Here is a 21,466-nt window from a genome sequence, read left to right on the forward strand (position 1 = left end):
TGAGATCATTCTGTTCTGTATCTACTGACCGTGGGAGTGAGGTGTGATACATTCCTTCGTACTGTTTTCTTCCGGGTTTGCTGTTCCTGATGATTGCGTAGTCAGTGTATTGGTTTCTTTTAGTCCTTCTTTTAGGATTACTTGTTGTCTGGCGAAGTCATAAATCAGAAAGCACGTTCCGATGATAAGCAAAAGAACGGCAATAATTCTACGCATGTTTTCTCCTCCCGCGTTGCTACGGTATTCTAATCGAACGTAAGATTGAAGTGGTTAAAACAAATAGAGGCTGCCTCGTAATAAATCGTGCAGCCCCTATAATATTTCGTCGTTGCGTTAATGGTAAATTAAATAATCTGGTTGAGTAATATGTGGAGTTTGGTTCGAGACGTCTGGATACGTCGAAAAAATAAAGGTTATTCATATTATGATTCGATTACTTAACGGTAGTAGTAATATTTACTTCTTTTATAAGAGAGGATTCGGCGATACATTGCCCCATCCTTCAGTTTAAGGAAATGAGACATTGCCGGATAAAGATTGGCTTCAATAATGGAAACACGCCCATACGGATCGGTAGCAATATCCAGGCCATAAATTCGGTGTCCGGGGAACAATGCGTTTAATCTTTTTGCGGAACGAAGCGAAACCTTATCGATTTGGTATTCTAATGCGGATATAGGTAAGTGTCCGATGGAAGACTGTTGGATGCCCGGCTTAAACCTAAGCAGTTGTCCATGACTCCGCGTATTGTTGGACACAACGTACCCTTTGCCTGCCACCTTGATTACCTTTCCTGTAACTACCCATTTTGAAGAATGTTTTTTGCGTTGAACGATGACTCTCATATCAAAGGGGCGATTATTTATGGTCGGCCGAGTAATTCTCTGTTGAACCATATAGGCGGCAGACCTGATTATTCTTTTAATATACCGATAGGTATTCTCTCTTCCCTGTTTCACCGTTTCCATACGCTCGTAATGGATGGCATAATTGTCATTCCCCAAATCTGAGACTTGAATGACGCCCCGTCCGCGGCTTCCCCAAACGGGTTTAACAATGACATGCCGGTATTTTCCCAAAAGTGTCCAGAGGGAATGTGGACTCATCTTCCGCGTTTCAGGTAAATAAGGGGCAAGGGGGGGATACCTTTTCAAAAACAAATATTTTATCCATTTATTTTTTGTTACTGATCCCATTGGACTCCACCTTTCTCTTGTTCATTTCAATGCGATCCAGAAAATCTTCAAGCAATTCCAAAAAATACTCGATATCCTTGGACGTAATGTCCCCGATATTGGCAATTCGAAACGTTCTTAATCCCTCCAATTTGCCGGGATAAATCATAATGCCTTTGCTATAGAAAAAATCATGCATGGCTTGGAAGTCAAAATCTGTATAAGGTTCATGAATGGATGTAATCAGCTTGGAGTGATGCGCTTCGGGGACCAAATAGGTTAAATCCAGCCTTTTTAGACCGGTGATTAAAGTTTTCCAGGATGCCATGTATCTTTCATAACGTTTTGCCACACCCTCCTGCTTTAATTCCTCGATGGCCTGCCTAAGCGCATACAATGCCTGTACCGGCGGTGTAAACCGCATTTGCGCATGCTCCGCAAAATATTGATATTGGGCGTACAAATTCAAATAATAACTTCTGGGTTTCCTGTCCTTCAAACTCTCCAACTTACTTTTCTCAGCGATTACGAACGAAACCCCGGGCAATCCCTGCAGGTTCTTGTTCGAACTGGATGCCAAAAAGGAAATGTTCATTTCCTTCAGGTCAATCGGAACGGCAGCAAATGAACTCATGGCATCTACCATCATGTCGATATGATACTTTTTGCATAATACTCCAAGTTCCTTCACATTGTTCAGAAGGCCGGTCGTCGTCTCGTGATGCACGACGGCAAGATGGGATATCTTTCGTCCGGAAGATTGAATGCAACGCTCTAAGTCAGCCAAATGAATCGCATCGTCGAAGGAACTTTTAAATTCCAAATAATCGATTCCATAAACCGCGGCGATTTCGCACATCCGTTTTCCATAAGCGCCATTATTTACAATAACTACAGCTTCATTTCCAGGGACGGAACTGATCATCGATTCAACGGCTGCAGTGCCCGACCCACCAAATAATATGGTCTGATAATGGTTCGGGTCCGCAACCAAACAGGTAAGCTCTGTGGAAATATGCTCCATGATTTCGCCAAACTCGGCTTCACGGGGACATATATCCGGCACCACCTGTGACCATTTCACGCTATCTGTAGTCGTTGCCGGACCTGGAGTAAGCAAAATGTTTCTCTTTACGGTCGAACTCATGAACCATCCACTTCCTTGATCATTAAGGGGTCGTTTTTGATAAATCGCTCCAGACGTTCTTTTACTTCATGAGGCTTTATGCTTGGGCGAGCAAGTTGATCTTTGGACTGCATGGATATTTTCATATAAAGGAAAGTAAGAACTTTAGTCTTTTTCCATTCTTGTAAACAAGTTTTCAGCTCTTCAAGGTTGTGGACATGGATTGCCCTCGTATAACCGCAGGAAGCGGCAATGTTCACGAAATCAATATTATGGGATACCGTGCTTTGCCCTCCTGTTGATTCGTGAGCGTTATTATCGAGAAGAATATGAATCATGTTATTGGGGCTGTAATACCCATTTGTCGCAAGACTTCCCATGCGCATCAATAAAGAGCCGTCTCCGTCAATCACGACAATATTTTTGCCAGGCTGACTTAGGGCGAGCCCAAGTCCAAAAGAACTGACACACCCCATAGAGCCGACCATGTACAGATTGTTGCTTGCATCTTCTATTTCATACAATTCCCGTCCTGTTTTGCCTGTGGTTGCAAGCTGAATCGTATCCCCGTCTTTCACCGAATTGATTACACTTAATGCCTCATGCCGCGCAGGCATCTGATTGTCTTTATGGGCACACCGTAGAATCCGGTTTGAACGAATGGAGTTTTGCTGCTTTTTCAAAGGCTCTGCGTCAAAAGTCCCTTTCTTGACTACAAAGAAAAATGGCCGATTCCGGGAAATTTGCTCATTGGCCTGAATCAGCTGTTTCTTGGCCTCTTCCAAATCTCCGGATAGATATTGCCATTCCACGTCCATCAATTCCAGCAGATTCGTCGTGATCTTGCCCATAAGCTCATGTTGGGGCTCATCAGGAACCCCTGGCTCTCCGCGAAGGCTGACAAATCCCAGCAGCGGAATTCGAAAGGGGTAGATTAAGGATGTTAACGGCGAAACAGCGTTGGTTAGCCCTGAATTTTGCATGAGTACAACGGATTTTTGCCCCCCTATATAAGCCGCAGATGCGATGGCCACCGCATCACCTTCGTTGGCTGCTGCAACATAATCGAATTCGTTGATGGAGTAATTGATTAAATTTTTCAGGTAGGAGCAAGGTACACCGCTGAAAAAAGTAAATCCTAATTTTCGGAGTTCTTCCCCAAATATCCTAGTGTCCATTATATCCCCTCATTCGAGTCGGGCTGTGTTGCCGGTAAATATCGTTGTTCCGCAGCTTCCAGCTCTTCAGCCCCTTGAAGCCTAAAAACTTCTTCCAGCGTTGCAACTTCCTTTTCGATATGAACAAGACTTTCATCCTGATAAATTCTGCGGGATACCTGTTCCATCGCTTGAATGGATGATCGCAAATTATGGTTCGCCCATATAACAAGGCTAATCCCCAGCTCCCGAAGCTTGTCGGTTGGCGTCAAATAATACTTTGTAGGTACGATAACTACGGGCAATCTTCCCGCCCATTCCTTCATGAATGCCTCAATTTCCGTGATGTCCTGCCTCTTGCTGTGTATGAGAACCGCGTCGGCGCCTGCCTTCCGGTACGCTTCCGCCCGCCGCAGCGCTTCGCCAAGTCCCCTCCCTGTAATAAAGGCTTCCACTCTGGCTACAACGATAAAATCGTCGTCGGTTTGCGTGTCTTTCATGGCCTTGATTTTACCGCAAAATTCATCGATATCGGCCATCGGCTGCAATTGTCCATTTAAGAATGAGTTCGTTTTGGGAAATTGCTTATCTTCGATACAAACCCCTGCAATATCCCGCTGCTCCAGCTTTTTGACCAGGCGTCTTGCATTATTGAAGTTGCCATACCCCGTATCCCCGTCCAGCAGGATCGGGATGGACGTCGCATCACTCATGAATTCAAGAACATCCAACACCTGGGTCCAGGAGGCTTCGTTATTGTCTCTTACTCCCATCGCTGCAGAGATGGATAATCCGCTCGCCCAAATCCCCCTAAATCCCGCCTCCTCAACAATTTTGGCAGACAAACCATTATGAGCTTCCATAATAAATTCCAGTTTTTTGGAGTTGATCAGGTTTCTAAGCTCCTTTGTTTTTTTCATTGAAACTTTGCTCCTTCCCTTTAAAATAATCAGCCTAGATTCCCATGGATCGTTTGTTTTCCATAATGGTTCTGATCATTGTGTGATCGGAGAGTTGAGTAAACAACATATGGCCCGGATGTGAATTCGCTTCAATAATCCAAATGTGGCCGTTCTTGTCTAGGGCAAGATCCACCCCTAATTCATGAATCGAGTGCCATTTATTAACCGTTTCGGCAATGGTAATGGACAATTGTTCTATTTTACGAAAACAGGCGTCCACTTTGGAGTGGTCATTCTGAAAAAGACTCATGAGGACCCTTCGCAAAGGTTCCGCATGCCCTCCTTTATGATAATTGGTCACAAATTTATGAGGGGCGGCAACACGGGCGGCCATACCCGAAATGATCCATCTGCTCTTTGGCTTCTGCAGGTATACACGGATATCAAAAATTTTCCCATGATACTTCTCTAATTGCAGGTCTTTCTGCACTAGATACCGATGCCTTGGTTTCCGGAACGAACGAATCGCTTTTAAGACAGAGGAACGTCCCGCAATCTTCAGACTTGAGCCGCAACGAACCTCAAATCCCCTCCCCAATCTCTTGACACGGATAATTCCGCTACCACCGCTCCCGTGATTGGGTTTTATAAAGACAGATGGATAGGTTTGGAGCATCCGTAAAATCCTTGAATCCGTCATCCAGACAGTTTTAGGCAAATGTGGACGTAAGACAGGGACCTGTAACATTTCCCTATACTTCTTCATTTTTCCAATGGTCATTAACATCCCCTTCTCATGTTGGGATCCAGATACAAAGAGCATATTCATTAAAAAGCCCTGCTGTGTAGACTAACTTCCCATAAAGAAAAATAATACAATCACTCTCACCGAAATTATTGATTACGTTTCAGAAAACAAAAAAGGCACCGAACACGGTGCAATTCATGATGTATATAGGATTAGATGAGTTCAGATCTAGAAAACAACATGCTTATGTATTTGTATCTATTGAAGAGCTAGCCTCACAATATCATCTAAAGACTTGAATTGATAAAAACCCTGTTCCTTTAAAAAAGGACAGGGTTTCTAACCATCTGTGAGCTACATTCGAGGCTCTGTTTCTGTATATTATTCTCCCTTGCTCTCTGAATCCGATCTATCGGAAGCTCCCCCATGCCAGGAAACATGTTATTGTATTTTCGCATGAGAAACTTGAGTAGTTTGAGGTTGTATTAGTTAGGCAGAGATGCTGCAGAAGCTTGTCCATTGTTAGGAATGACGCGGCGTGCACTCACAAAGGTACGATCCCAAGCGCTTCCTGCAAAATTGGAAATCGTAACGCCTATGCCGACCCGGTACGTATGCAGCAATTGTCCGTTACCCATATAAATACTTACGTGATTAATAACCCCATCCCGATTTGTATCTGAAAAAACTAAATCTCCCGGCTGCAGCTGATCTTTGGAAACTGGCGTACCTACTTTGGACTGCTGTCTCGAGGATCGGGGAAGATCGATGCCATTTTGCTTGAAAATATATTGAGTGAAAGAAGAACAATCGAACTCATTCGTTCGCCCAGTTGGGGCACCGAACTGATAACGAACGCCTAGGAATTGTTTGCCTGTTTTTATTACACTATCTGCAATGGAACTTGCGGACGCAGTAGCAGCATGCGCAGGCTGTGCAGGAAGCAGCATGCTTCCGGATAAAACAATGGAAAGACTTAGACCGACCCCAGTTAAAACTTTGACGATTCGGCTTTTCTTGATGTTGTTCGTGTTGTTATTCATAAAAGTCCTCCCTAAATGTGAGAAAAGATTTTGTTGTGGCCCAAGGAGCCAAGTGACACGTAACCCTACTCAATCAGTTATAAACTACAGAAATATAAAATTCAATAGAATTATTAAAAAAATGTAACCTGTTAAAATTATACAATTACTTATTGTGATATTCTTGTATCCACTTTTCGGCGTTTTTTTCAAAATCCACCCAATCAAAAAGCGTTGCCATAACGGCATCGTTTACATTCTCCGTGCGCAGGTTTTTTATTAGTCATTGGAAACGGAAAATAATGTGGAGGACGTATCCCAAGCGAAGGCGCGGGAGCCACCTTTATTTATTGAGCTAACGGACAGAATACTTCCAATATGTAATAATATCTACGTTGGTAACGTATCTATGGACGGTTACATTGAGGACGAGCATGGCAATATCGATTGGACCATCTGCGATGACGAGGTGTTTGCGTTCTGGACGGACTTCGAGCGGCCAATTGGCACCTACTTATGCGGAAATCGAATGTAGGAGTCGATGGTGTGCTGGGAGACAGCGAGCATTGCCGGAGAACCTCCGCATGCGGCTCGAGCTGCTTGGTGAGCGCCGCTTCCGAAGCGGCGCTGTTCATCTTCACTACCGTATGATCGTCTGACCGCTACGCTGCTGCGCCAATATTAGTAATTCATCGTCAAGCAAGCACATTTTCATGTTTGAGTTTCATTGATTTTTGTCATCACGAAAAATTTCTAGGCCCGCTGCGTCTTTAATGTCCTCGTGTAGAGCAATGTCTCGTTTCGTATTCTTCTAATTTTTTTAGAAATGAGGTGATTCTCCGCTCATTTTCAAGTGCCCACTGTAACCGGCTTTCTGTAAACGGAATTCTCTTGAAGGGGGAAATCACTAAATAAGTCGTAAACGGAAATCGTAACCAAACACGAATAAGTTCATAATCCATTTTTTTTAGGTTCGCTACCTTGCGGTAACCATCCAAAATTGCTTTTGCGATCGAAAAATCCCAACGGTAATCTTTGCTGGAATTATAAATAACCCGATATAAGTCATAAGCGCGAAGATCGACATGCAAGGTTTCGAAATCAATAAGGTACGTCCCTTTATCATTCATAATAAAATTACTCGGCCCACCATCCCCATGACACAAGACTCCGTATCGTCGGGGACTTTGTCGGTAAACCTCATATCTGCTGCTTCGCAGCAATGCTTTTGCTTGATTTGCATAACGCAGAATCTCTGGTCCATGGCGTTGGATAAATCGACTAATAGGCACACTAAAGCTATTTGTTTTTGCTTTTGAAATCTTATTTTGAATATATCGTTGCCGTTTATCCAGTTTGGAATACCATGTCCCGATCTCGCTTTGGGAAATGTCTCCCTTAAGCGCGGTTTGCCCTGCTTTATGAAATCTGGCTAATGCAATACCACATGACCGCATATCCGCAAGTGAACGCGGAGAAGGTTCTCTCCCGGAAATCCAAGGCGTCAGTACGAAGAGCTCCCCCTTCTGCGAAATTGCATGAGGTTTTCGCCCTTCCGGGGTTTGGGGATTACGCCAAGCAAGGAGTGGACCGTTACGCTGGACGTGCATTAACATTCGATCAATCCATCGTAACCGCGCAATCTGTTTAGGCATACGCTTCAAGCTGTATTTTCGCCCGTCCGGAGTTACAATTTGATATATTCCTCCACGGATACGTTTTTGTGCACTTGCCTTGATTCCAAACTGTTTCACTAACTTGTTAACATGGGTTGTAGAGTATTCACTCATGCTATGGCTTCCCCCGCTTCAAGTCCGAAAATAATGAAAGGTATTTCCTGGTTATTACAGGCCATTTGTACTGGGCTGCAGTAGTACGGGCATGGATTGTTCGCTTTCTTGATTGTTCTGGGTTATTCCAAAATTCCTTGATGGCTCGGGCAATATGGGCGGTATCAACTGAATGAATGATTTTGGCGTTGTGGGGGGTTACAAATTCCTTCATGCCCCCAGATGTTGTAGAAATAAGCGGAACGCCGTTTGCCATAGCTTCCAGTGCGACCAAGCAGAACGATTCCTTTTTGCTAGGATTAATTACGGCTCCATAAGAACCGTACATCCGTTGAACTGTTTTGTGTGGGGTTTTTTCGGCCCAACGAATTCGCTTCTCGACCCCAACTTGTTTTGCCAAGGAGCGCAGCTTGTTCCTATAACTCGCTGTGCCACTTCCAACAATAGTTAAATGGATTTTGCTATTTTCCTGGGCTAAAAGGCCGACAGCTTTAATTAAGGGCTCAACTCCTTTTGATGGAATCAATCTTCCTACATAAAGCAATTTATGCGATAAGCCTTTTGTTGAACCCTTCGTGACAGGAACAACGCCGTGGGGGATAACGATCATCTTATTTCCGCCAATTCGAGGATAAAGCCTCCTTGTTACTTTGGCCTGCCAGCGGCTCGGTACAATAATTCGATTTGCAGTGCGTATCAGTGTGGTTTGATGTTTACCAGGAAGCGAAGAGATGCCTTGTGATGCCAATGAATGACAGGTGTAGACGATAGGGAGATCAAATCGCTTTCCTGCTACCTTGGCAGTATACGCAAATTCTGTACTATGCACATGAATAATATCAGGCTTGCCTCCCCCCTTAGCGAATGCGCTATTTATGATGGCTTCGGCTATAAATGAATGCTTGGCTCGATTAAAATACTTCGAGTTTTTGGGAAATCTGAGAATGCGCATATTGCCATAAGTATTTGATGTCGTTAATCGATCCGAATTCCCGGGGCACAGAACCGTTACTTTTGCGCCAAGTTTGCTCAACATTCTCGTGAGCTGGGTAGCGACGATCCCGAGTCCTCCTACAATTTTAGGTTCAAACTCATTTGTCATGACCCATATTTTTAGTTTACTCTCGTCCCCCATTTTCCCCCTCCTAAGCGATGAGTTCTAAATACATATTATGTTGCCCGATCATTTTGGTTAGTTAATAAATGTGTATGCATGGGCCTAAGACGGATCTGGATTCCTTCATTTTCAGATCATAATTTGCAATATAAAACCGTGATCTTCTTTGGAGTCGCTTCAATATATCCTTAAATCCAATAAAAAAAGCCACAATATTAGCGGCTTAAACATCCTCGGGAGCCATAACGCGGTAGTTATGGATTCCCCGATAGACTTCATTGTATTTAGGAATCGTGACCCTATTTGCACCCTCATTCATGATCAAGATTTCATCAGACCAGCTTCACGTAAGAAGTGCTGTACCACTTGCATCTGATATTCAATCCTTGTATTCATTTTAAGGCTCCAGCATGTTTCGACTGTTACCGCATTGGCATAAATTCGCTCTGCCGCAGCGGTACGAGAAGAGCCTTTAAGTTTGTGCAGCCGAATATGAAACCGGTGGGAAGGACGATTAACAATTCCGTTCATCTGTTTGATAATCTTCCGGACAATGGGAATAGAACCGTTTCCTGGGTTCGTGATTAACGTCTGACCTAGTACATCTTTGCTTTTTGACGATAAACCATTTGCTTCATGAAGATCCAGATACCAGGCTGGTTTATATTTTTGCATAATACTATACAAAGAACGGGACATCTCCTGTGTTGCTTTTCGGTTCTGCCCGCGTGGAAATGTACGATTCAGGTCCGGCGTGCCCCTGACTCTTTTCTTGAAAGCAGGTTGGTTTGCAACAGGGACTACAATCAGACTCCCACGAATGATTGTCAACTCCTGATTTCTCAGCTGCTTGACCAATTTCTGTGCTGCGCGAATACTACCCACTTCCTTGCCGTGGATGCCAGCCACGATCATAACTGTCGGACCAGGGAGTTCCCCATGGAACAAATGAAGCCATGTTTCAAATGGTGTGCCTTTGGCGAGCTTTTGTCTTTCTGTCAGCATAAGATTCACCACCCCTTTTGCAATATCCCATTTTTATTGGAGAAGTATAGGCTGGATCAGGTTTCAGCAAATATTTCGGTCCTCTGCAAGCTTCTCAATACGCATAAAGCTCCCAGTTAAACAACAAAAACATGTCATTAAAAGGCTGCAACTTGAAATTCCAATGGTCGTTAATGGGGTACACAGTGGATTGGCAGCTTTTTAATAGAGATCTAAAAATAATATTGAAAGGTGATATTACTATATATAAATTCAAACTGCTTTGATTGTGCCTTTCACTAGTTTCATAATATTTTGGGGAGTTAAATCTATCCCTACCCTGACTTATTTCAGTACCTTCTCTCCTTAGGTTCATGAAAAGGGCAATAGTCCGAAGCCATCATCACTCAAGTGACATATTCTAATTATGTTTATTAACTCGGGAAAACGATAAGATTCGGTAGTTAGGGGGAGTGAGAATGAATATTTTAATGTTGGTATCACGGCTGAATATTGGAGGAACAGAAAAACATATTCTTTCTTTATCCCGATATTTACTGACTCGTGGGATCCGGGTTGCTGTTGCAGCTAAAGGAGGACCTCTTACTGACTCATTTAAAAAAGCGGGGATTTCGCTTCATATACTGCCAACTGGGAAGAAATCCGAAAAGGTATCCATTTTGTCTTCGATCATTGTTAAAGGAAGATACAATCTAATCCACGCTCATGACTCCAACTCATTTAAACTCGCAGCAGCCTTATCCAAAAAACATAACATTCCTTTGATCGTTACCGTACATGGCACTTATCATCGCCAGGAAGCCCTATTAGCTGCGGCAACAATGTCAAGACGTGTGATTGCGGTTTCACCCAAGCTCTCCAAATGGTTGGCAAGTCATAAAATTCCTAAATACAAGATCAGGATGATCCCTAATGGGATTGAAACAGCAACATTTCGTCCTATATTGAATAAAAATTACTCGAGAAAGGCTCTTCATTTACCAGCAACTGCCCAAGTTCTTGTGTACGCTGGAAGATTCTCATCTGATAAATATCCCATAGCTAGAAAAGTGATCCAAGCAGCAGAACGAATTGCTAAAAATAATAGTCAGTTTATAGCTGTTTTAGTTGGACCCGGATCCCGCACTGATTTGAATCAGCTTGCAGCAAAAGCCAATCATCGTCTTGGTCGAACAGCTATCATCATTCGTCCCCCAATGTCTAGTATCCAACTTGCTTACTTTGCCGCAGATGTCGTAATAGGAACGGGGCGTGTTGCACTTGAAGCTTTGGCTTGTGCAAAACCCGTTATTTCTGCAGGTGTTGCAGGATACTGTGGTATTGTTCAGCAAAAAAACATGAATAAGTTGATTCAATGTCACTTCGGCGATCATGGTGCAGTTGCACCTATCTTAACCAAAAAGCTCTCATCTGATATAAACAGTCTGTTAAGTCATCCAAACAGAGCCAGGGAATTTGGGGAAGTCGGCATGAAAACAGTAAAGCGGCAATTTTCCATTAATAAAGTTGGTGCTCGATTACTTCAACTATATAAAGAGGTAGACAGAAGAAACCATAGGTAGTTCCTTTTTATCGGTTTGCCTGTACTCTTGCTTTGAGGTGAAAGTGGGTTCCGATAGCGGTTGCTGGCGCAAGTAAAGGACATAGGGTCGTCAACAGAAGAGTTGTGTTATCATTCTCAAGCTCAATCCTTCATTATTTCAACATAATCTGGATGCAATGTATAGTTGAAAAACCATTAGGTTACGCGGCTTTAAGTGTGTATGTTCTTGTCATCTTACAGTAAATTTGCACCCGACTATGCATTTTGACAAAAGATGGCGTTCAAACTTTGCAGTCTGAACGAAAGACCTTATAATAACAAAATAAGCGAGCTCCCAAGAAAAAGGGGGCTCGCTTTTGTAAATTATTCGGTTTGATTTTAATAAGTTGCAATTGATTGCAGTTATGTCTACTTACGCAAATACTCCTGCATGAGAAGATTGCGTTCTTTTACGTTCTTTCTCGTTATGAGGAGGGACTGCAGGAACACCATAACCCCTATCAGCCATTTTCTCAAAAGCATCCACAATCTCTTTGTTCATTTGGCCTCAGCCTTTCCAAAATAACGAGAAGTTTATTTGAATAACGCCGTTATATCGTATAACCGGCCGTTCGCTGGAACAGCGGCTCCTCCCTTCCAAGTACCTTGTTGAGTATCAAATTTTCATAATAAGCAAAACCACTATCTCTTTCACGTGGCCGGTCCAGCGCAATTCGCTTATCCAATGAAATGACTCCATCTTCAATCAGAATTACCCTGTCAGCCAAGGCAACCGCTTCGCTGACGTCATGCGTGACGAGAATAACGGTAAAGCCCTGCTCAAGCCAAAGCCTTTCGATCAACTGCTGCATTTCAATCCGAGTCAATGCGTCCAAGGCGCCTAGCGGTTCATCCAGCAGCAAAAGGGTAGGTTTACTTGCCAGTGCCCGTGCCAGTGCAACGCGCTGCTTCTGTCCGCCCGAAAGAAAATGCGGCCAATCATCCTCTCGTTCTGATAGACCGACTAGGTTTAGCGCTTCCGCAGCCTTAGCTTTATCTTTTCCCGGAGTACCGATCCTCACATTTTGCAATACAGTTTTCCATGGAAGGAGTCTTGCCTCCTGAAACAATACCCTTGTATGCCCGCTCCCAGAAGTAGCAGGATCATTCTCGTTGATGGAAATGAGTCCTTCCGACGGCTGCTCCAACCCGGCAATCAGCCGGAGCAGTGTACTTTTGCCACAGCCGCTCCTCCCGACGACGGCGATAAACTCTCCGCGTTCAATCGTCAGATCAACCTGCTGCAGAATCCGCTTTTCACCAAAATATTTGCGGACATGGTTTAGGCACAGCATTGCTCCCTTTCCGATTTCAGACACCGCATTACACCCCCTTTTACTTTTTGGCCACACTATAATTCGGGTTCCACTGGAGTAGCCATCGTTCCAACCCCTTGGCGATGCTATCTGAAAGCTTGCCCAACAGCGCATAAATGATAATGCTAAGAACGGTAATATCGAGCTGCATAAACTCTCTGGCGTTCATGGCCATGTAACCAATGCCCGAGTCTGCAGCCACCGTCTCGGCCACAATGAGCGTCAGCCACATAATACCGAGTGAATAACGTATTCCCACCAGAATGGAAGGCAGTGCACCCGGGAGAATGACTTCCTTGTACAGATCGAGGCCCTTCAGTCCATAGACCTTGGCCATTTCGATCAGCCCCCGGTCTATTGACCTTATACCGTGGAAGGTATTGAGATAGATAGGAAAAAACACGCCGAGGGACACGAGCAGCAGTTTAACTTCCTCACCGATCCCAAACCACATGATCACCAAAGGAATTAGTGCCAAGTGCGGCACATTCCGGATCATCTGCACCGAGGAATCCATTAGAATCTCTGCTTTAGAGGAGAAGCCGTTGATTAACCCGAGAACAAAGCCAATTCCGCCCCCAATCAAAAACCCAAGCAAGGCCCGCCTTGCACTGATCGCAATATTATCAAGCAGCACGCCGCTTTTAACAGAAACAATAAGCTCTTTAACGACTTGCAGCGGCTGCGGAAGTTTATTCGCCGGGATGATCCCAGTAACGGTCAGAACATGCCAGGCCAAAAGAAGAACGACAGGCAGCAGCCAAGGGGTAATGGGCGAGACCCAAAAGTTGTATTTGATTTTTGGTTTACTCATAGTTTGGCGGCTCCTTTCAAATGGAACGGCTGGCTAATAACAATTACCAGCCCTATTCCGCTTTTTTTTCAGAATTACTTTTTATTTAATCATTTGAGTAAAGGCATCGCTCCAGAGCGACTTCACGTCCACCTTTTTCGTCAGCAGCCCTACAGATTGAAGTGTATCTGCGACATCCTGCTGCGAGGCGATAGCCTCATCTGAAATGGCAGTTACCTTTGTTGGCCGCTGCTCCTGGCTGTTTTTCAACGTTTCAAGCGCCTGTTCAAGCGGTTGCTTTGTATTTTCAGCTACGATTTCTGCCCATTTTTTCTGATTATTGTGGATCCATTCATTATATTGATTTAAACGGTTCAGAAAATCGGCAATCGCTGCGTGTTTGGCTGGATCAGCAATATCCGCCTTAGTCGTAATCACCGGGAAATTGCCTGACAATATGTCCTTAGCGCTGGCCAGCGTCGTCGCCCCGTTCTGGTGAGCCGAAATAATGGCATTGCCATAGCTTGCCAGTGCATCCACACTACCGCCGATCAGAGCGCTAAGTCCATCTGATGTTGAGAGCGCGACTGGCTCAATATCGCTCCAGCTTAGTCCTGCTTCTTCCAGCATCTTTACGAGAAAATAATGGGCTGTCGTACTTTTAACATAGGCGACCTTCTTACCTTTCAGATCCGATACCTGTTTTACAGTTGAACCCTTTGGAATCACGAGTTCTTGTTCCAGCGTATCGGATTTCTGGATGGCGATGATTTGGAGGTTACCTCCATCCGCGGCTTGACTGGCAAAGATCGGCGGAATTTCACTGGTAAGCGCGATATCTAAATGGTCTCCCGCCATCGCTTCCAACTGCAGATTCCCACCCTGAAAAACGCTAAACTCCACTTTGTACGGTGTGTCGTCCAAACCCGCCTCTTTAAATCCAGCCTCCAGATTTCCCCACCCCGTCTGTCCGACCTTTAAGGTGACTTTGCTCACATCTGGCGAACCTGCCGCAGCAGCAGCTTCCGCTTCATTTCCGGATCTATTTTTCTCATTTCCGCAAGCGGCCAGGATGACGGCTATGACGAAAGGTAATACGACAGATAGAATTGACAGCTTTCTCTTGTTCACAATAGGTTCTCCTCTCTATGTCTATTAAGATACAGGTGATGCCAGTCCTATAACCCGTTTGCCCGTAAGGTCAGCCTGAACAATCGCCAATGCAATCTTTTCCCGATCCACAGTGAACGGCAACTTTATCGCCTGCACCTTCTCCAACGGAAACACCTTGGCTATGGCCTCCGCATGTTGCTCCGCATTTCCCCAAAATCCCAACTGCTCTAAAGTAACCGGCAGGTGGAGCTTGTGCAGTTTGCCAGCCAGTTGCAGGATTTCTTCATGCGGAAGTCCCTGTAGTATCGAATGGACGATTAAGGAAAAGGCGATTTTTTCGCCGTGCAGCGTGTCTTTCGTCTCGGGATACTGGGTAAGGCAGTCGTGAAGGGCATGGGCCAGCGCGATGCGTGGCTGTCCTCCAGTGACACTACCTACCTGTCCTGCAAGCCAGATAATGGCCTGACTAGTTTCGTGAAATGCCCAAGTAACCTCATCTTCATATGCTGCTTCGTAAGCCTCCTGCGCATATCGGTCAAGCACTTCAACAGCTAATAGGGATGTATGTACGCTAAGCCGTATATCTAGATCTGAATGAAGATTTTTCATATTAACTGCAGTCTCGTTCCATTTCACATACGTATCCGCAATACCGGATGCCAAATATCGTCTTGGGGCCGCTGCCAACACACGGGTATCCGCTAGAACCAGCTGTGGGGACTGATTGAGGGGCAGATAACCTGCAGAACGTCCCTCATTATCATAAAGAACCGTCAGCGCCGACCAGGCAGCGCATGTTCCGGCCACCGTAGGCACCGTAATACTCGGCAACTCCAAGCGTTCGGCTACTGCCTTTACCACATCCAGTGCTTTGCCTCCACCAATGCCCACAACGGCTTCGTATCCCTTGCCGGATGCTGCTGATACATACCGGGCAATCTGCTCCAACGTTGGATACCCGGCAAACGTATGGATTTCATACTCCGCCTTTACTTCATCAAGACTAGCTAGAAGGGGAGCCGCTGCCGTCAATGCTGTTTTGCCGCCAATAATAAGAAGTTTTCTGCCGATCAATGTAATCCTCTCTCCGCCGCTGGCGAGGATATTAGGCTCGTTAATATAGATTGCAGGGGCTTTGACGTTGACCATGTAGTTGACCTCCTTAAGTAAAATGGATTTTATGCATAAAACTCGATAAGGTATTGGTGTCCGGTTTTTAAACGGATGTGAAAGGTCAAAGATCCTATCCCGAATAGATAGAATAATAAGCCTCAGCCAGGCTTCGTATACCTTTTCTGATTTGCTCCTCACTGCAATGACTGAAGCAAAGTCGCAAGTACCGGGCCCCTTTTCCATCGTTGAAAAATGCATTTCCGGAAACAAAGCTTACACCTCTTCTGTGTGCCAAAGGAGCTACGGCATTTACATCCACATGTTCGCCAAATGTAACCCAGATGAAGAATCCCCCGTCTGGTACGGATACCTGGATCTCACTACCCAGTTCTTCATGCAGAGCCCGGATCATCGTATCCCGCCGACTGCGGTAACGATCGCTCAGACGCTCTACCTGCCTATCAAAATCATAGTATTCAAGAAGTTCACCTACGATCTCCTGCGTAAATGGGTTAAGCTGGCTCCCCAGCGATAAAGTGGCCATGTACTGGATGATTTCTTCCGGGGCGATAACCCAACCCAGCCGGAGCCCCGGACCCAGCGTTTTCGAAAAGGTACTCACGTAGATTACCCGTTCCGGAACAAACGAGTACACAGCAGGGAGGGTGGTCCCGTTGAAACTCAGCTCAGCGTATGCATCATCCTCTAAGATATACACATCATAATCTTTGGCTAGTTGCGCCAGCTGCCGTCTGCGCCCAATAGGTAGCGTTGAACCTGTAGGATTTTGAAAGGTTGGCATGACGTAGATAAATTTAGGTAATTTGCGGCCTTCTTCCGATGCCTTCTGTAGAGCCTCTTCAACCCGATTCACCTGCAGACCTTCTTCGTCTACAGGAAAGGAGCGAATATGTGCGCCGGCAGCTCGAAAGGATTGCAGGGCATTGAAGAAGGTCGGCGCTTCCACCCACACCTCATCCCCGGGATTTATCAGAATCCGTGCAGTCAGATCAATCCCCTGAATCGCCCCAAACACCGGAAGAAAGTTGCCTCCTTCCGCATGCAAGCCAAATTTGCGAACTCGATTTAGCACCCAAGACTTGACTCTAACAGGCCCTTGAGCACCCGAATAATGCAGCAGATCAACCCGGGGCACTTGAAGGGCGGCATTAGCCGCCTCGTTTAATTCCCTGATAGGCAAGAGATCCGACGCCGGAAAACCATACGATAGATGGACATGCTCTGGTTCTGCCGATTTCGTGCCACCTAACGACGGTGGCGGTAAATGGTTGGAAAAGCGGGACGAATAAGCTAGGTTCCCCATAAATAATAACCCCCTCCTTCTAATCATCATTGAAATGTAGAGTGATAAAACCAATAATTCCGATATGTTTTATGATAATCGAACAAAACCATGCTTCATAATAGAACAATCAAATATAAGGATTGATTTTTTATCAGGGACATAAAAAGAAGAACCTTATCTGGACTTGATGAACGTCTATGCATAAGAAAAGGCACCCGTTTAGGGTGCACCCAAAGGAATCTATGTGGGGCATCTTTCTTTAGGAGCCATAATTCAGCCCAATACACAAACGGATCCGAATTTCATTGCTGATGCCTGGTTTGAAATGTATTCAAATAAGAATAAAGCGGGGGAGACATTTCCTATTGGCGTAACCTCGCGGCCATTTGGGGGTATTAATTTTCTAAATGCAGGACTGCTTTTCCGCTATACTTCCGTTCCATTAATTGATCCGCTACCCGTTTGATATCTGTCCATGGTGCTTCCACCTCAATTCTGGGAATCATTGTTCCTTCCGCGATCTGCTCAGTAAGATACCGCAAATCATCCGGTACGGAATAGCCCTTTAATTCTTCTAACAAATACAATCCATATAAAGTCGTCCGGCCCGTATGAATTAAGTTCCTTACGTCGATGGATGTAAATGGTGAGCAGGAATACCCCATCGTTACACCAACACCCTCAGGTGCCAGATGGGATAGCAGACTCGCAAGCGTATTCCCGCCAACTGTGTCTATGATCAGATCATAAGGTCCAAACTGCCCCGCTCTTTCGGAGAGTTCACCAACAATAATCTGATTTGCCCCGTCTTCACGAACCAGATTGGCCTTCTCTTCCGATCTGGCTGTTCCGACCACGAATGCTCCTGTCCGGGCAGCGAGCTGATGGGCATAAACGCCAACCCCGCCCGTAGATCCAGTTATCAACACCTTTTTCCCAAGAAGAAGCCCCCTTTTTTTAAGCGCATAGAGGGCGCTGAGCCCGGCGACTGGAATCGTTGATGCCTGTGCAAAAGAAACCGAATCTGGTATTTCAGACATCAAGGAAGTCCGGGCAGCAATTTGTTCTGCCCAAGCGCTGGAAGGGAGTAGTCCGACGACACGGCTCCCTTTTGCCGGCCCCGATCCGTCTGCAGCCTGATCGATCACGATGCCTGAATAATCCCATCCTAGCCGTTGCTCAATGACTCCGCTCAAGGAATCCCTGATTTCACCACGGTTTAGAGAAATGGCTTTTACTTGAACGATTGCCTCATTATATTGGGGGATCGGCGGTTCCACTTCCTTTATAATAAGCCGCTCTGTAACTAACGGGTCTGCTATGATTGCACGTACCATGATTGCTCCTCCTCGGCGTATATTGGATAACCCCCAAATTGACAGGGGATTTACCTAGGAGTATAATTCTCTAACATCTTTTGACCAAGAGTAAAAATACACCTCCCGGAAAGAGGAGATGAACCATGATTTATTCATCCAATGCTCATATGGAGACAAAAGTTCTTAAAGCGGTAATCGGTGAAATCGAAGCGGTCAGAAGCAAACGCCAACAGCGATACCGCGAACTCCAGTCCCACCCGGAACTGAAACGATTTACTCAGCAAGAGCTAAACGATGTAGCCTTTACTTCGTATAAAAACATATTATCCGGCCGCTCAAGACGCATTCCAAGCCGGACGGCTATCATGGATATTGCCGATTATCTGGAGTGTACATCAGCAGAACGAAATGATCTTCTGCTTGCCGCAGGCTATATCCCGGAACATTACGAATTGGCGGGAACAGCTCTTAAACTAGCCTTAGAACAAGCCAAGCTGATCCTGAGTGGTCTTCCTCTCCCCGCCTTCATTGCGACCCACAAGTTTGATATTACTGACATGAATCCCATGTTTCAGGGTTTGTATGGTGTGAGTTATGATACGCTTCACCATGGTCGTTTTAATATGATCCACAATCATTTCAGTCCCGATTTACCCATTCGTAAACGGTCCTCATTCAACGAGGAATCATTCCAGAAATGGGAATCTCATGCCATATACGGAATTCAGACCTTTAAGCTGAATAATATGTATTTTCGTCACGACGCTTGGTATCGTGACTTACTGCAAGATTTTAACCGATTTGAAGAATTTAGAACCTATTGGGATTATGAAGCGGAGTCACCTATAGACCCTATTTTCGAGCCAAAAATGCTCCTCGTTCGTAAAGGAGAAGATTCGGAATGGTTTCCCATTCGCGTGCGCCAGATCCACATAACCGTCAGCAGCTACATGTTTCCCCGAATTGAGGCTTTTTTGCCCGAAGACCTTCCGGCGAGACACATGTTTGAGTGGCTGGGTTGTCCTGTTGAATCTATGCTTGACCGTTATCAAGTGATAATCTAAACTTTGAACGGGCAATCCATTTGGCAAGAATAGAACGTAAATCGTTAAAACCAAAAAAAGCCGCAGCTATGCGGCTTTTCAGCATGTATGTTCTTGTCGTCTTACAGAAGATCAAATTAATCTTGCCACAGCTCATTCGATTCTCGTATGGCTGCTGCAGAGGTTTTTCCCACGCTATTAAAGGCAATGTCTCCGTGTCCCCTTCTCTTTTATCCCTTCGTTTATTCATATACTGTACGAGGTAGGCATCTTTTCAACAATTTTATTCGTAAACAATTCTTTTACATCGGTTTTGGCATCCGCTCTTGACCGGCTTTTCGGCTGCCAGAAAACAATCCGACAGCCAGCAGCAATGCCAGGGATATGATGAAGAATCCCGCCCAGACTATAACCTCTACAGACGCGCGATTAATCACCACTCCCCCAATGCCTGAAAGCGCTGCAGCTGAAAGCTTTTATTAAACTGTCCCCATCCTTGACCACCATATCCGACGATCTGACGAGTGGGCTTAAGCTGCCAAATGCCAGGTTTCGGTAGCTTCATTGAGGATGGTAAATGTGCATCTGCACCGTTAAAGGACCGAACAATGATGTAGGAATATCAAAAATAAACGGATTTATCTTCTCACCGGATTTTATATTAATGGCATCGACTTTAAATTCCCCGTCCAAATCAGCTTTACTTCCCCATAAGTGCCACAGCTTAATGAGGCCGCCGGATATTGCTGGCAGCCCCATACTTAGATTCACTATAGAATTAACTTCTTACGTTAGCGGAGCCGATAGCTAATGGTTTAATCTCATACGATCTCCGTTCATTATTTCCGACTACGTATTCTTTCCTCAAAATTCCGTACAGATCTGTAATGTGAATCCTTATCAACCACGGTTAACCATATATGTAGAACATTTAGTGTTATAACATAAAAAGCCGCTCCTACGCGGGTATTAAGCGTCTATGTTCCTGTCGCTTACAAAATAAACAGCACCCCCCTACTCTGCGTTATCCTGCCCGTTAGTTGAGGAAAAAGCAGCCAGCTCCAGCTTTCAGGTCGGCTACCCTCAGTTATCTTCATTGAGCTATCATTTCCCGTTAGCTTAAAGGACTTGGTTGCTACACTTCAGGTTGTACACCGTGAGGGTCTAAGCGAGAAATCCGTTGAAACGGCTTTGTCTTCCAGAATTCATACGGTACGAGCCCCTTACTCCGAATTGCATCTAATGATCGTGACTTCATATGAGGACGAGTAATGTACTGTTCTATGTTGCTCACCGTCAACCTTACAAACATAGCTTCCATTATCTCTTCTGGCTGAATTTTTAATTGGCCATCAATGATGTCTGCTCTAAATACCACCGATAATAGATTGCTTGTTTCCTTGTAATAAACACCCGTTACACCAATGGGACGTATCAGAATTCCAGTCTCTTCTAGGACTTCACGAGTAATTGCATCATCAAGTGATTCACCTTCTTCTACATTTCCACCAGGGAATTCCCACGTATCCGAGCGCCAATGAGTCTTTACTAACAGAACTTCACCTTTATTATTCTCAATGAGTGCCGACACTGAAATCTGATGTTTTGGCGGCAAATATGCATCTACCAAAGAAATCCCCCCATTCACGAGCATCCTCGATCACCACATAATATGAAATTAACTTCATTTTCCATAGTACAACCATATATTTGATGTCGTGATACTATACTGCCCGTTATTTTAAAAAAAGCATCCGGCCAAAAAGCCGGCTGCCTTTAAATGTCTTCATTCAGCTATCGTTCACAGTTAGTTTAACTTTTTAAAAAACTATTACTGTT

General features: G+C 44.9%; 22 protein-coding genes. 3 read left to right on the forward strand and 19 right to left on the reverse strand.

Translation table 11 applies throughout. The annotated features are described in order from the left end of the window. Nucleotides 1-21: 21 nt before the first annotated feature. From GCU45_RS00820 to GCU45_RS00850, 7 genes are all read right to left on the reverse strand, one after another. Nucleotides 22-216: a hypothetical protein gene (locus GCU45_RS00820; RefSeq protein ID WP_152397683.1), complete on the reverse strand. Its 195-nt coding sequence runs from the start codon at nt 214-216 to the stop codon at nt 22-24. 221 nt (nt 217-437) lie between these two features. After that, nucleotides 438-1,196, reverse strand: coding sequence for a YheC/YheD family protein (locus tag GCU45_RS00825; RefSeq protein ID WP_152397684.1), 759 nt, complete (start codon nt 1,194-1,196; stop codon nt 438-440). Beyond that, nucleotides 1,174-2,322 carry a 2-aminoethylphosphonate aminotransferase gene (locus GCU45_RS00830; RefSeq protein WP_152397685.1) on the reverse strand — a complete coding sequence of 383 codons (1,149 nt, stop codon included), beginning with the start codon at nt 2,320-2,322 and terminating at the stop codon, nt 1,174-1,176. Before GCU45_RS00830 ends, GCU45_RS00825 begins: the two co-directional genes overlap by 23 nt. Continuing rightward, entirely contained in the window at nt 2,319-3,479 is a 1,161-nt protein-coding gene (gene aepY, locus GCU45_RS00835) for a phosphonopyruvate decarboxylase (RefSeq protein WP_152397686.1), read from the reverse strand. The genes GCU45_RS00830 and aepY overlap by 4 nt, the downstream gene beginning before the upstream one ends. Then, nucleotides 3,479-4,378 (reverse strand): phosphoenolpyruvate mutase, encoded by a 900-nt coding sequence (gene aepX / locus GCU45_RS00840; protein WP_145133283.1) that lies wholly within the window; start codon nt 4,376-4,378, stop codon nt 3,479-3,481. The genes aepY and aepX overlap by 1 nt, the downstream gene beginning before the upstream one ends. A gap of 34 nt (nt 4,379-4,412) precedes the next feature. Further along, nucleotides 4,413-5,141: a YheC/YheD family protein gene (locus tag GCU45_RS00845; protein ID WP_152397687.1), complete on the reverse strand. Its 729-nt coding sequence runs from the start codon at nt 5,139-5,141 to the stop codon at nt 4,413-4,415. 452 nt (nt 5,142-5,593) lie between these two features. After that, nucleotides 5,594-6,151 carry a C40 family peptidase gene (locus tag GCU45_RS00850; protein WP_152397688.1) on the reverse strand — a complete coding sequence of 186 codons (558 nt, stop codon included), beginning with the start codon at nt 6,149-6,151 and terminating at the stop codon, nt 5,594-5,596. A gap of 388 nt (nt 6,152-6,539) precedes the next feature. Between GCU45_RS00850 and GCU45_RS34355 the strand changes: the two genes are divergently transcribed. After that, entirely contained in the window at nt 6,540-6,665 is a 126-nt protein-coding gene (locus GCU45_RS34355; protein WP_280117484.1) for a dihydrofolate reductase family protein, read from the forward strand. 235 nt (nt 6,666-6,900) lie between these two features. Here GCU45_RS34355 and GCU45_RS00860 read toward each other — a convergent pair whose 3' ends face one another. From GCU45_RS00860 to GCU45_RS00870, 3 genes are all read right to left on the reverse strand, one after another. Next, nucleotides 6,901-7,920 carry a phosphotransferase gene (locus GCU45_RS00860; RefSeq protein WP_152397689.1) on the reverse strand — a complete coding sequence of 340 codons (1,020 nt, stop codon included), beginning with the start codon at nt 7,918-7,920 and terminating at the stop codon, nt 6,901-6,903. Between the two features lies 1 nt (nt 7,921). Then, entirely contained in the window at nt 7,922-9,055 is a 1,134-nt protein-coding gene (locus GCU45_RS00865; protein WP_152397690.1) for a glycosyltransferase family 4 protein, read from the reverse strand. A 303-nt stretch (nt 9,056-9,358) separates the two neighbouring features. Continuing rightward, entirely contained in the window at nt 9,359-10,042 is a 684-nt protein-coding gene (locus tag GCU45_RS00870; RefSeq protein WP_152397691.1) for a M14 family metallopeptidase, read from the reverse strand. Nucleotides 10,043-10,500: 458 nt separating this feature from the next. Between GCU45_RS00870 and GCU45_RS00875 the strand changes: the two genes are divergently transcribed. Next, the gene (locus GCU45_RS00875; RefSeq protein WP_152397692.1) at nt 10,501-11,604 is read left to right on the forward strand and encodes a glycosyltransferase; all 1,104 of its coding nucleotides are present in this window, start codon (nt 10,501-10,503) and stop codon (nt 11,602-11,604) included. Between the two features lie 393 nt (nt 11,605-11,997). Here the strand turns inward: GCU45_RS00875 and GCU45_RS34360 are convergent, their stop codons facing one another. The 7 genes from GCU45_RS34360 to GCU45_RS00905 form a co-directional block, all read right to left on the reverse strand. Next, nucleotides 11,998-12,126 carry a hypothetical protein gene (locus GCU45_RS34360; protein ID WP_280117486.1) on the reverse strand — a complete coding sequence of 43 codons (129 nt, stop codon included), beginning with the start codon at nt 12,124-12,126 and terminating at the stop codon, nt 11,998-12,000. A 49-nt stretch (nt 12,127-12,175) separates the two neighbouring features. Beyond that, the gene (locus tag GCU45_RS00880) at nt 12,176-12,919 is read right to left on the reverse strand and encodes an ATP-binding cassette domain-containing protein (protein WP_145163973.1); all 744 of its coding nucleotides are present in this window, start codon (nt 12,917-12,919) and stop codon (nt 12,176-12,178) included. Between the two features lie 40 nt (nt 12,920-12,959). Beyond that, complete coding sequence (locus GCU45_RS00885; RefSeq protein ID WP_145163915.1) at nt 12,960-13,754, reverse strand: ABC transporter permease subunit; 795 nt, start codon at nt 13,752-13,754, stop codon at nt 12,960-12,962. Between the two features lie 81 nt (nt 13,755-13,835). Then, complete coding sequence (locus tag GCU45_RS00890) at nt 13,836-14,864, reverse strand: ABC transporter substrate-binding protein (RefSeq protein WP_244364367.1); 1,029 nt, start codon at nt 14,862-14,864, stop codon at nt 13,836-13,838. A gap of 24 nt (nt 14,865-14,888) precedes the next feature. Further along, nucleotides 14,889-15,995: an iron-containing alcohol dehydrogenase family protein gene (locus GCU45_RS00895; protein ID WP_167527051.1), complete on the reverse strand. Its 1,107-nt coding sequence runs from the start codon at nt 15,993-15,995 to the stop codon at nt 14,889-14,891. A 94-nt stretch (nt 15,996-16,089) separates the two neighbouring features. Beyond that, nucleotides 16,090-17,283: an aminotransferase-like domain-containing protein gene (locus GCU45_RS00900; protein ID WP_167527052.1), complete on the reverse strand. Its 1,194-nt coding sequence runs from the start codon at nt 17,281-17,283 to the stop codon at nt 16,090-16,092. 377 nt (nt 17,284-17,660) lie between these two features. Then, entirely contained in the window at nt 17,661-18,602 is a 942-nt protein-coding gene (locus GCU45_RS00905) for a zinc-binding dehydrogenase (RefSeq protein ID WP_152397695.1), read from the reverse strand. Nucleotides 18,603-18,727: 125 nt separating this feature from the next. Between GCU45_RS00905 and GCU45_RS00910 the strand changes: the two genes are divergently transcribed. Next, complete coding sequence (locus GCU45_RS00910) at nt 18,728-19,648, forward strand: MmyB family transcriptional regulator (RefSeq protein WP_152397696.1); 921 nt, start codon at nt 18,728-18,730, stop codon at nt 19,646-19,648. Nucleotides 19,649-20,188: 540 nt separating this feature from the next. Here GCU45_RS00910 and GCU45_RS00920 read toward each other — a convergent pair. Then, nucleotides 20,189-20,398, reverse strand: coding sequence for a hypothetical protein (locus GCU45_RS00920; protein ID WP_152397697.1), 210 nt, complete (start codon nt 20,396-20,398; stop codon nt 20,189-20,191). Between the two features lie 364 nt (nt 20,399-20,762). Then, nucleotides 20,763-21,281: an NUDIX hydrolase gene (locus GCU45_RS00925; protein WP_152397698.1), complete on the reverse strand. Its 519-nt coding sequence runs from the start codon at nt 21,279-21,281 to the stop codon at nt 20,763-20,765. Between the last annotated feature and the right edge of the window lie 185 nt (nt 21,282-21,466).

This window comes from Paenibacillus cellulositrophicus (assembly GCF_009363095.1).
GTDB lineage: Bacteria > Bacillota > Bacilli > Paenibacillales > Paenibacillaceae > Paenibacillus_AQ > Paenibacillus_AQ favisporus.

What these genes read in the sequence shown, in the direction of transcription:
- GCU45_RS00880 (WP_145163973.1), bottom strand. Translation starts at nt 12,919, where the DNA reads ATGCTGTGCCTAAACCATGTCCGCAAATATTTTGGTGAAAAGCGGATT.
- GCU45_RS00820 (WP_152397683.1), bottom strand. Translation starts at nt 216, where the DNA reads ATGCGTAGAATTATTGCCGTTCTTTTGCTTATCATCGGAACGTGCTTT.
- GCU45_RS00825 (WP_152397684.1), bottom strand. Translation starts at nt 1,196, where the DNA reads ATGGGATCAGTAACAAAAAATAAATGGATAAAATATTTGTTTTTGAAA.
- GCU45_RS00875 (WP_152397692.1), top strand. Translation starts at nt 10,501, where the DNA reads ATGAATATTTTAATGTTGGTATCACGGCTGAATATTGGAGGAACAGAA.
- GCU45_RS00900 (WP_167527052.1), bottom strand. Translation starts at nt 17,283, where the DNA reads ATGGGGAACCTAGCTTATTCGTCCCGCTTTTCCAACCATTTACCGCCA.
- GCU45_RS00850 (WP_152397688.1), bottom strand. Translation starts at nt 6,151, where the DNA reads ATGAATAACAACACGAACAACATCAAGAAAAGCCGAATCGTCAAAGTT.
- GCU45_RS34355 (WP_280117484.1), top strand. Translation starts at nt 6,540, where the DNA reads ATGGACGGTTACATTGAGGACGAGCATGGCAATATCGATTGGACCATC.
- GCU45_RS00885 (WP_145163915.1), bottom strand. Translation starts at nt 13,754, where the DNA reads ATGAGTAAACCAAAAATCAAATACAACTTTTGGGTCTCGCCCATTACC.
- GCU45_RS34360 (WP_280117486.1), bottom strand. Translation starts at nt 12,126, where the DNA reads ATGAACAAAGAGATTGTGGATGCTTTTGAGAAAATGGCTGATAGGGGT.
- GCU45_RS00905 (WP_152397695.1), bottom strand. Translation starts at nt 18,602, where the DNA reads ATGGTACGTGCAATCATAGCAGACCCGTTAGTTACAGAGCGGCTTATT.
- GCU45_RS00925 (WP_152397698.1), bottom strand. Translation starts at nt 21,281, where the DNA reads ATGCTCGTGAATGGGGGGATTTCTTTGGTAGATGCATATTTGCCGCCA.
- GCU45_RS00895 (WP_167527051.1), bottom strand. Translation starts at nt 15,995, where the DNA reads ATGGTCAACGTCAAAGCCCCTGCAATCTATATTAACGAGCCTAATATC.
- GCU45_RS00860 (WP_152397689.1), bottom strand. Translation starts at nt 7,920, where the DNA reads ATGAGTGAATACTCTACAACCCATGTTAACAAGTTAGTGAAACAGTTT.
- GCU45_RS00865 (WP_152397690.1), bottom strand. Translation starts at nt 9,055, where the DNA reads ATGGGGGACGAGAGTAAACTAAAAATATGGGTCATGACAAATGAGTTT.
- aepY (WP_152397686.1), bottom strand. Translation starts at nt 3,479, where the DNA reads ATGGACACTAGGATATTTGGGGAAGAACTCCGAAAATTAGGATTTACT.
- GCU45_RS00910 (WP_152397696.1), top strand. Translation starts at nt 18,728, where the DNA reads ATGATTTATTCATCCAATGCTCATATGGAGACAAAAGTTCTTAAAGCG.
- GCU45_RS00845 (WP_152397687.1), bottom strand. Translation starts at nt 5,141, where the DNA reads ATGACCATTGGAAAAATGAAGAAGTATAGGGAAATGTTACAGGTCCCT.
- GCU45_RS00830 (WP_152397685.1), bottom strand. Translation starts at nt 2,322, where the DNA reads ATGAGTTCGACCGTAAAGAGAAACATTTTGCTTACTCCAGGTCCGGCA.
- GCU45_RS00870 (WP_152397691.1), bottom strand. Translation starts at nt 10,042, where the DNA reads ATGCTGACAGAAAGACAAAAGCTCGCCAAAGGCACACCATTTGAAACA.
- aepX (WP_145133283.1), bottom strand. Translation starts at nt 4,378, where the DNA reads ATGAAAAAAACAAAGGAGCTTAGAAACCTGATCAACTCCAAAAAACTG.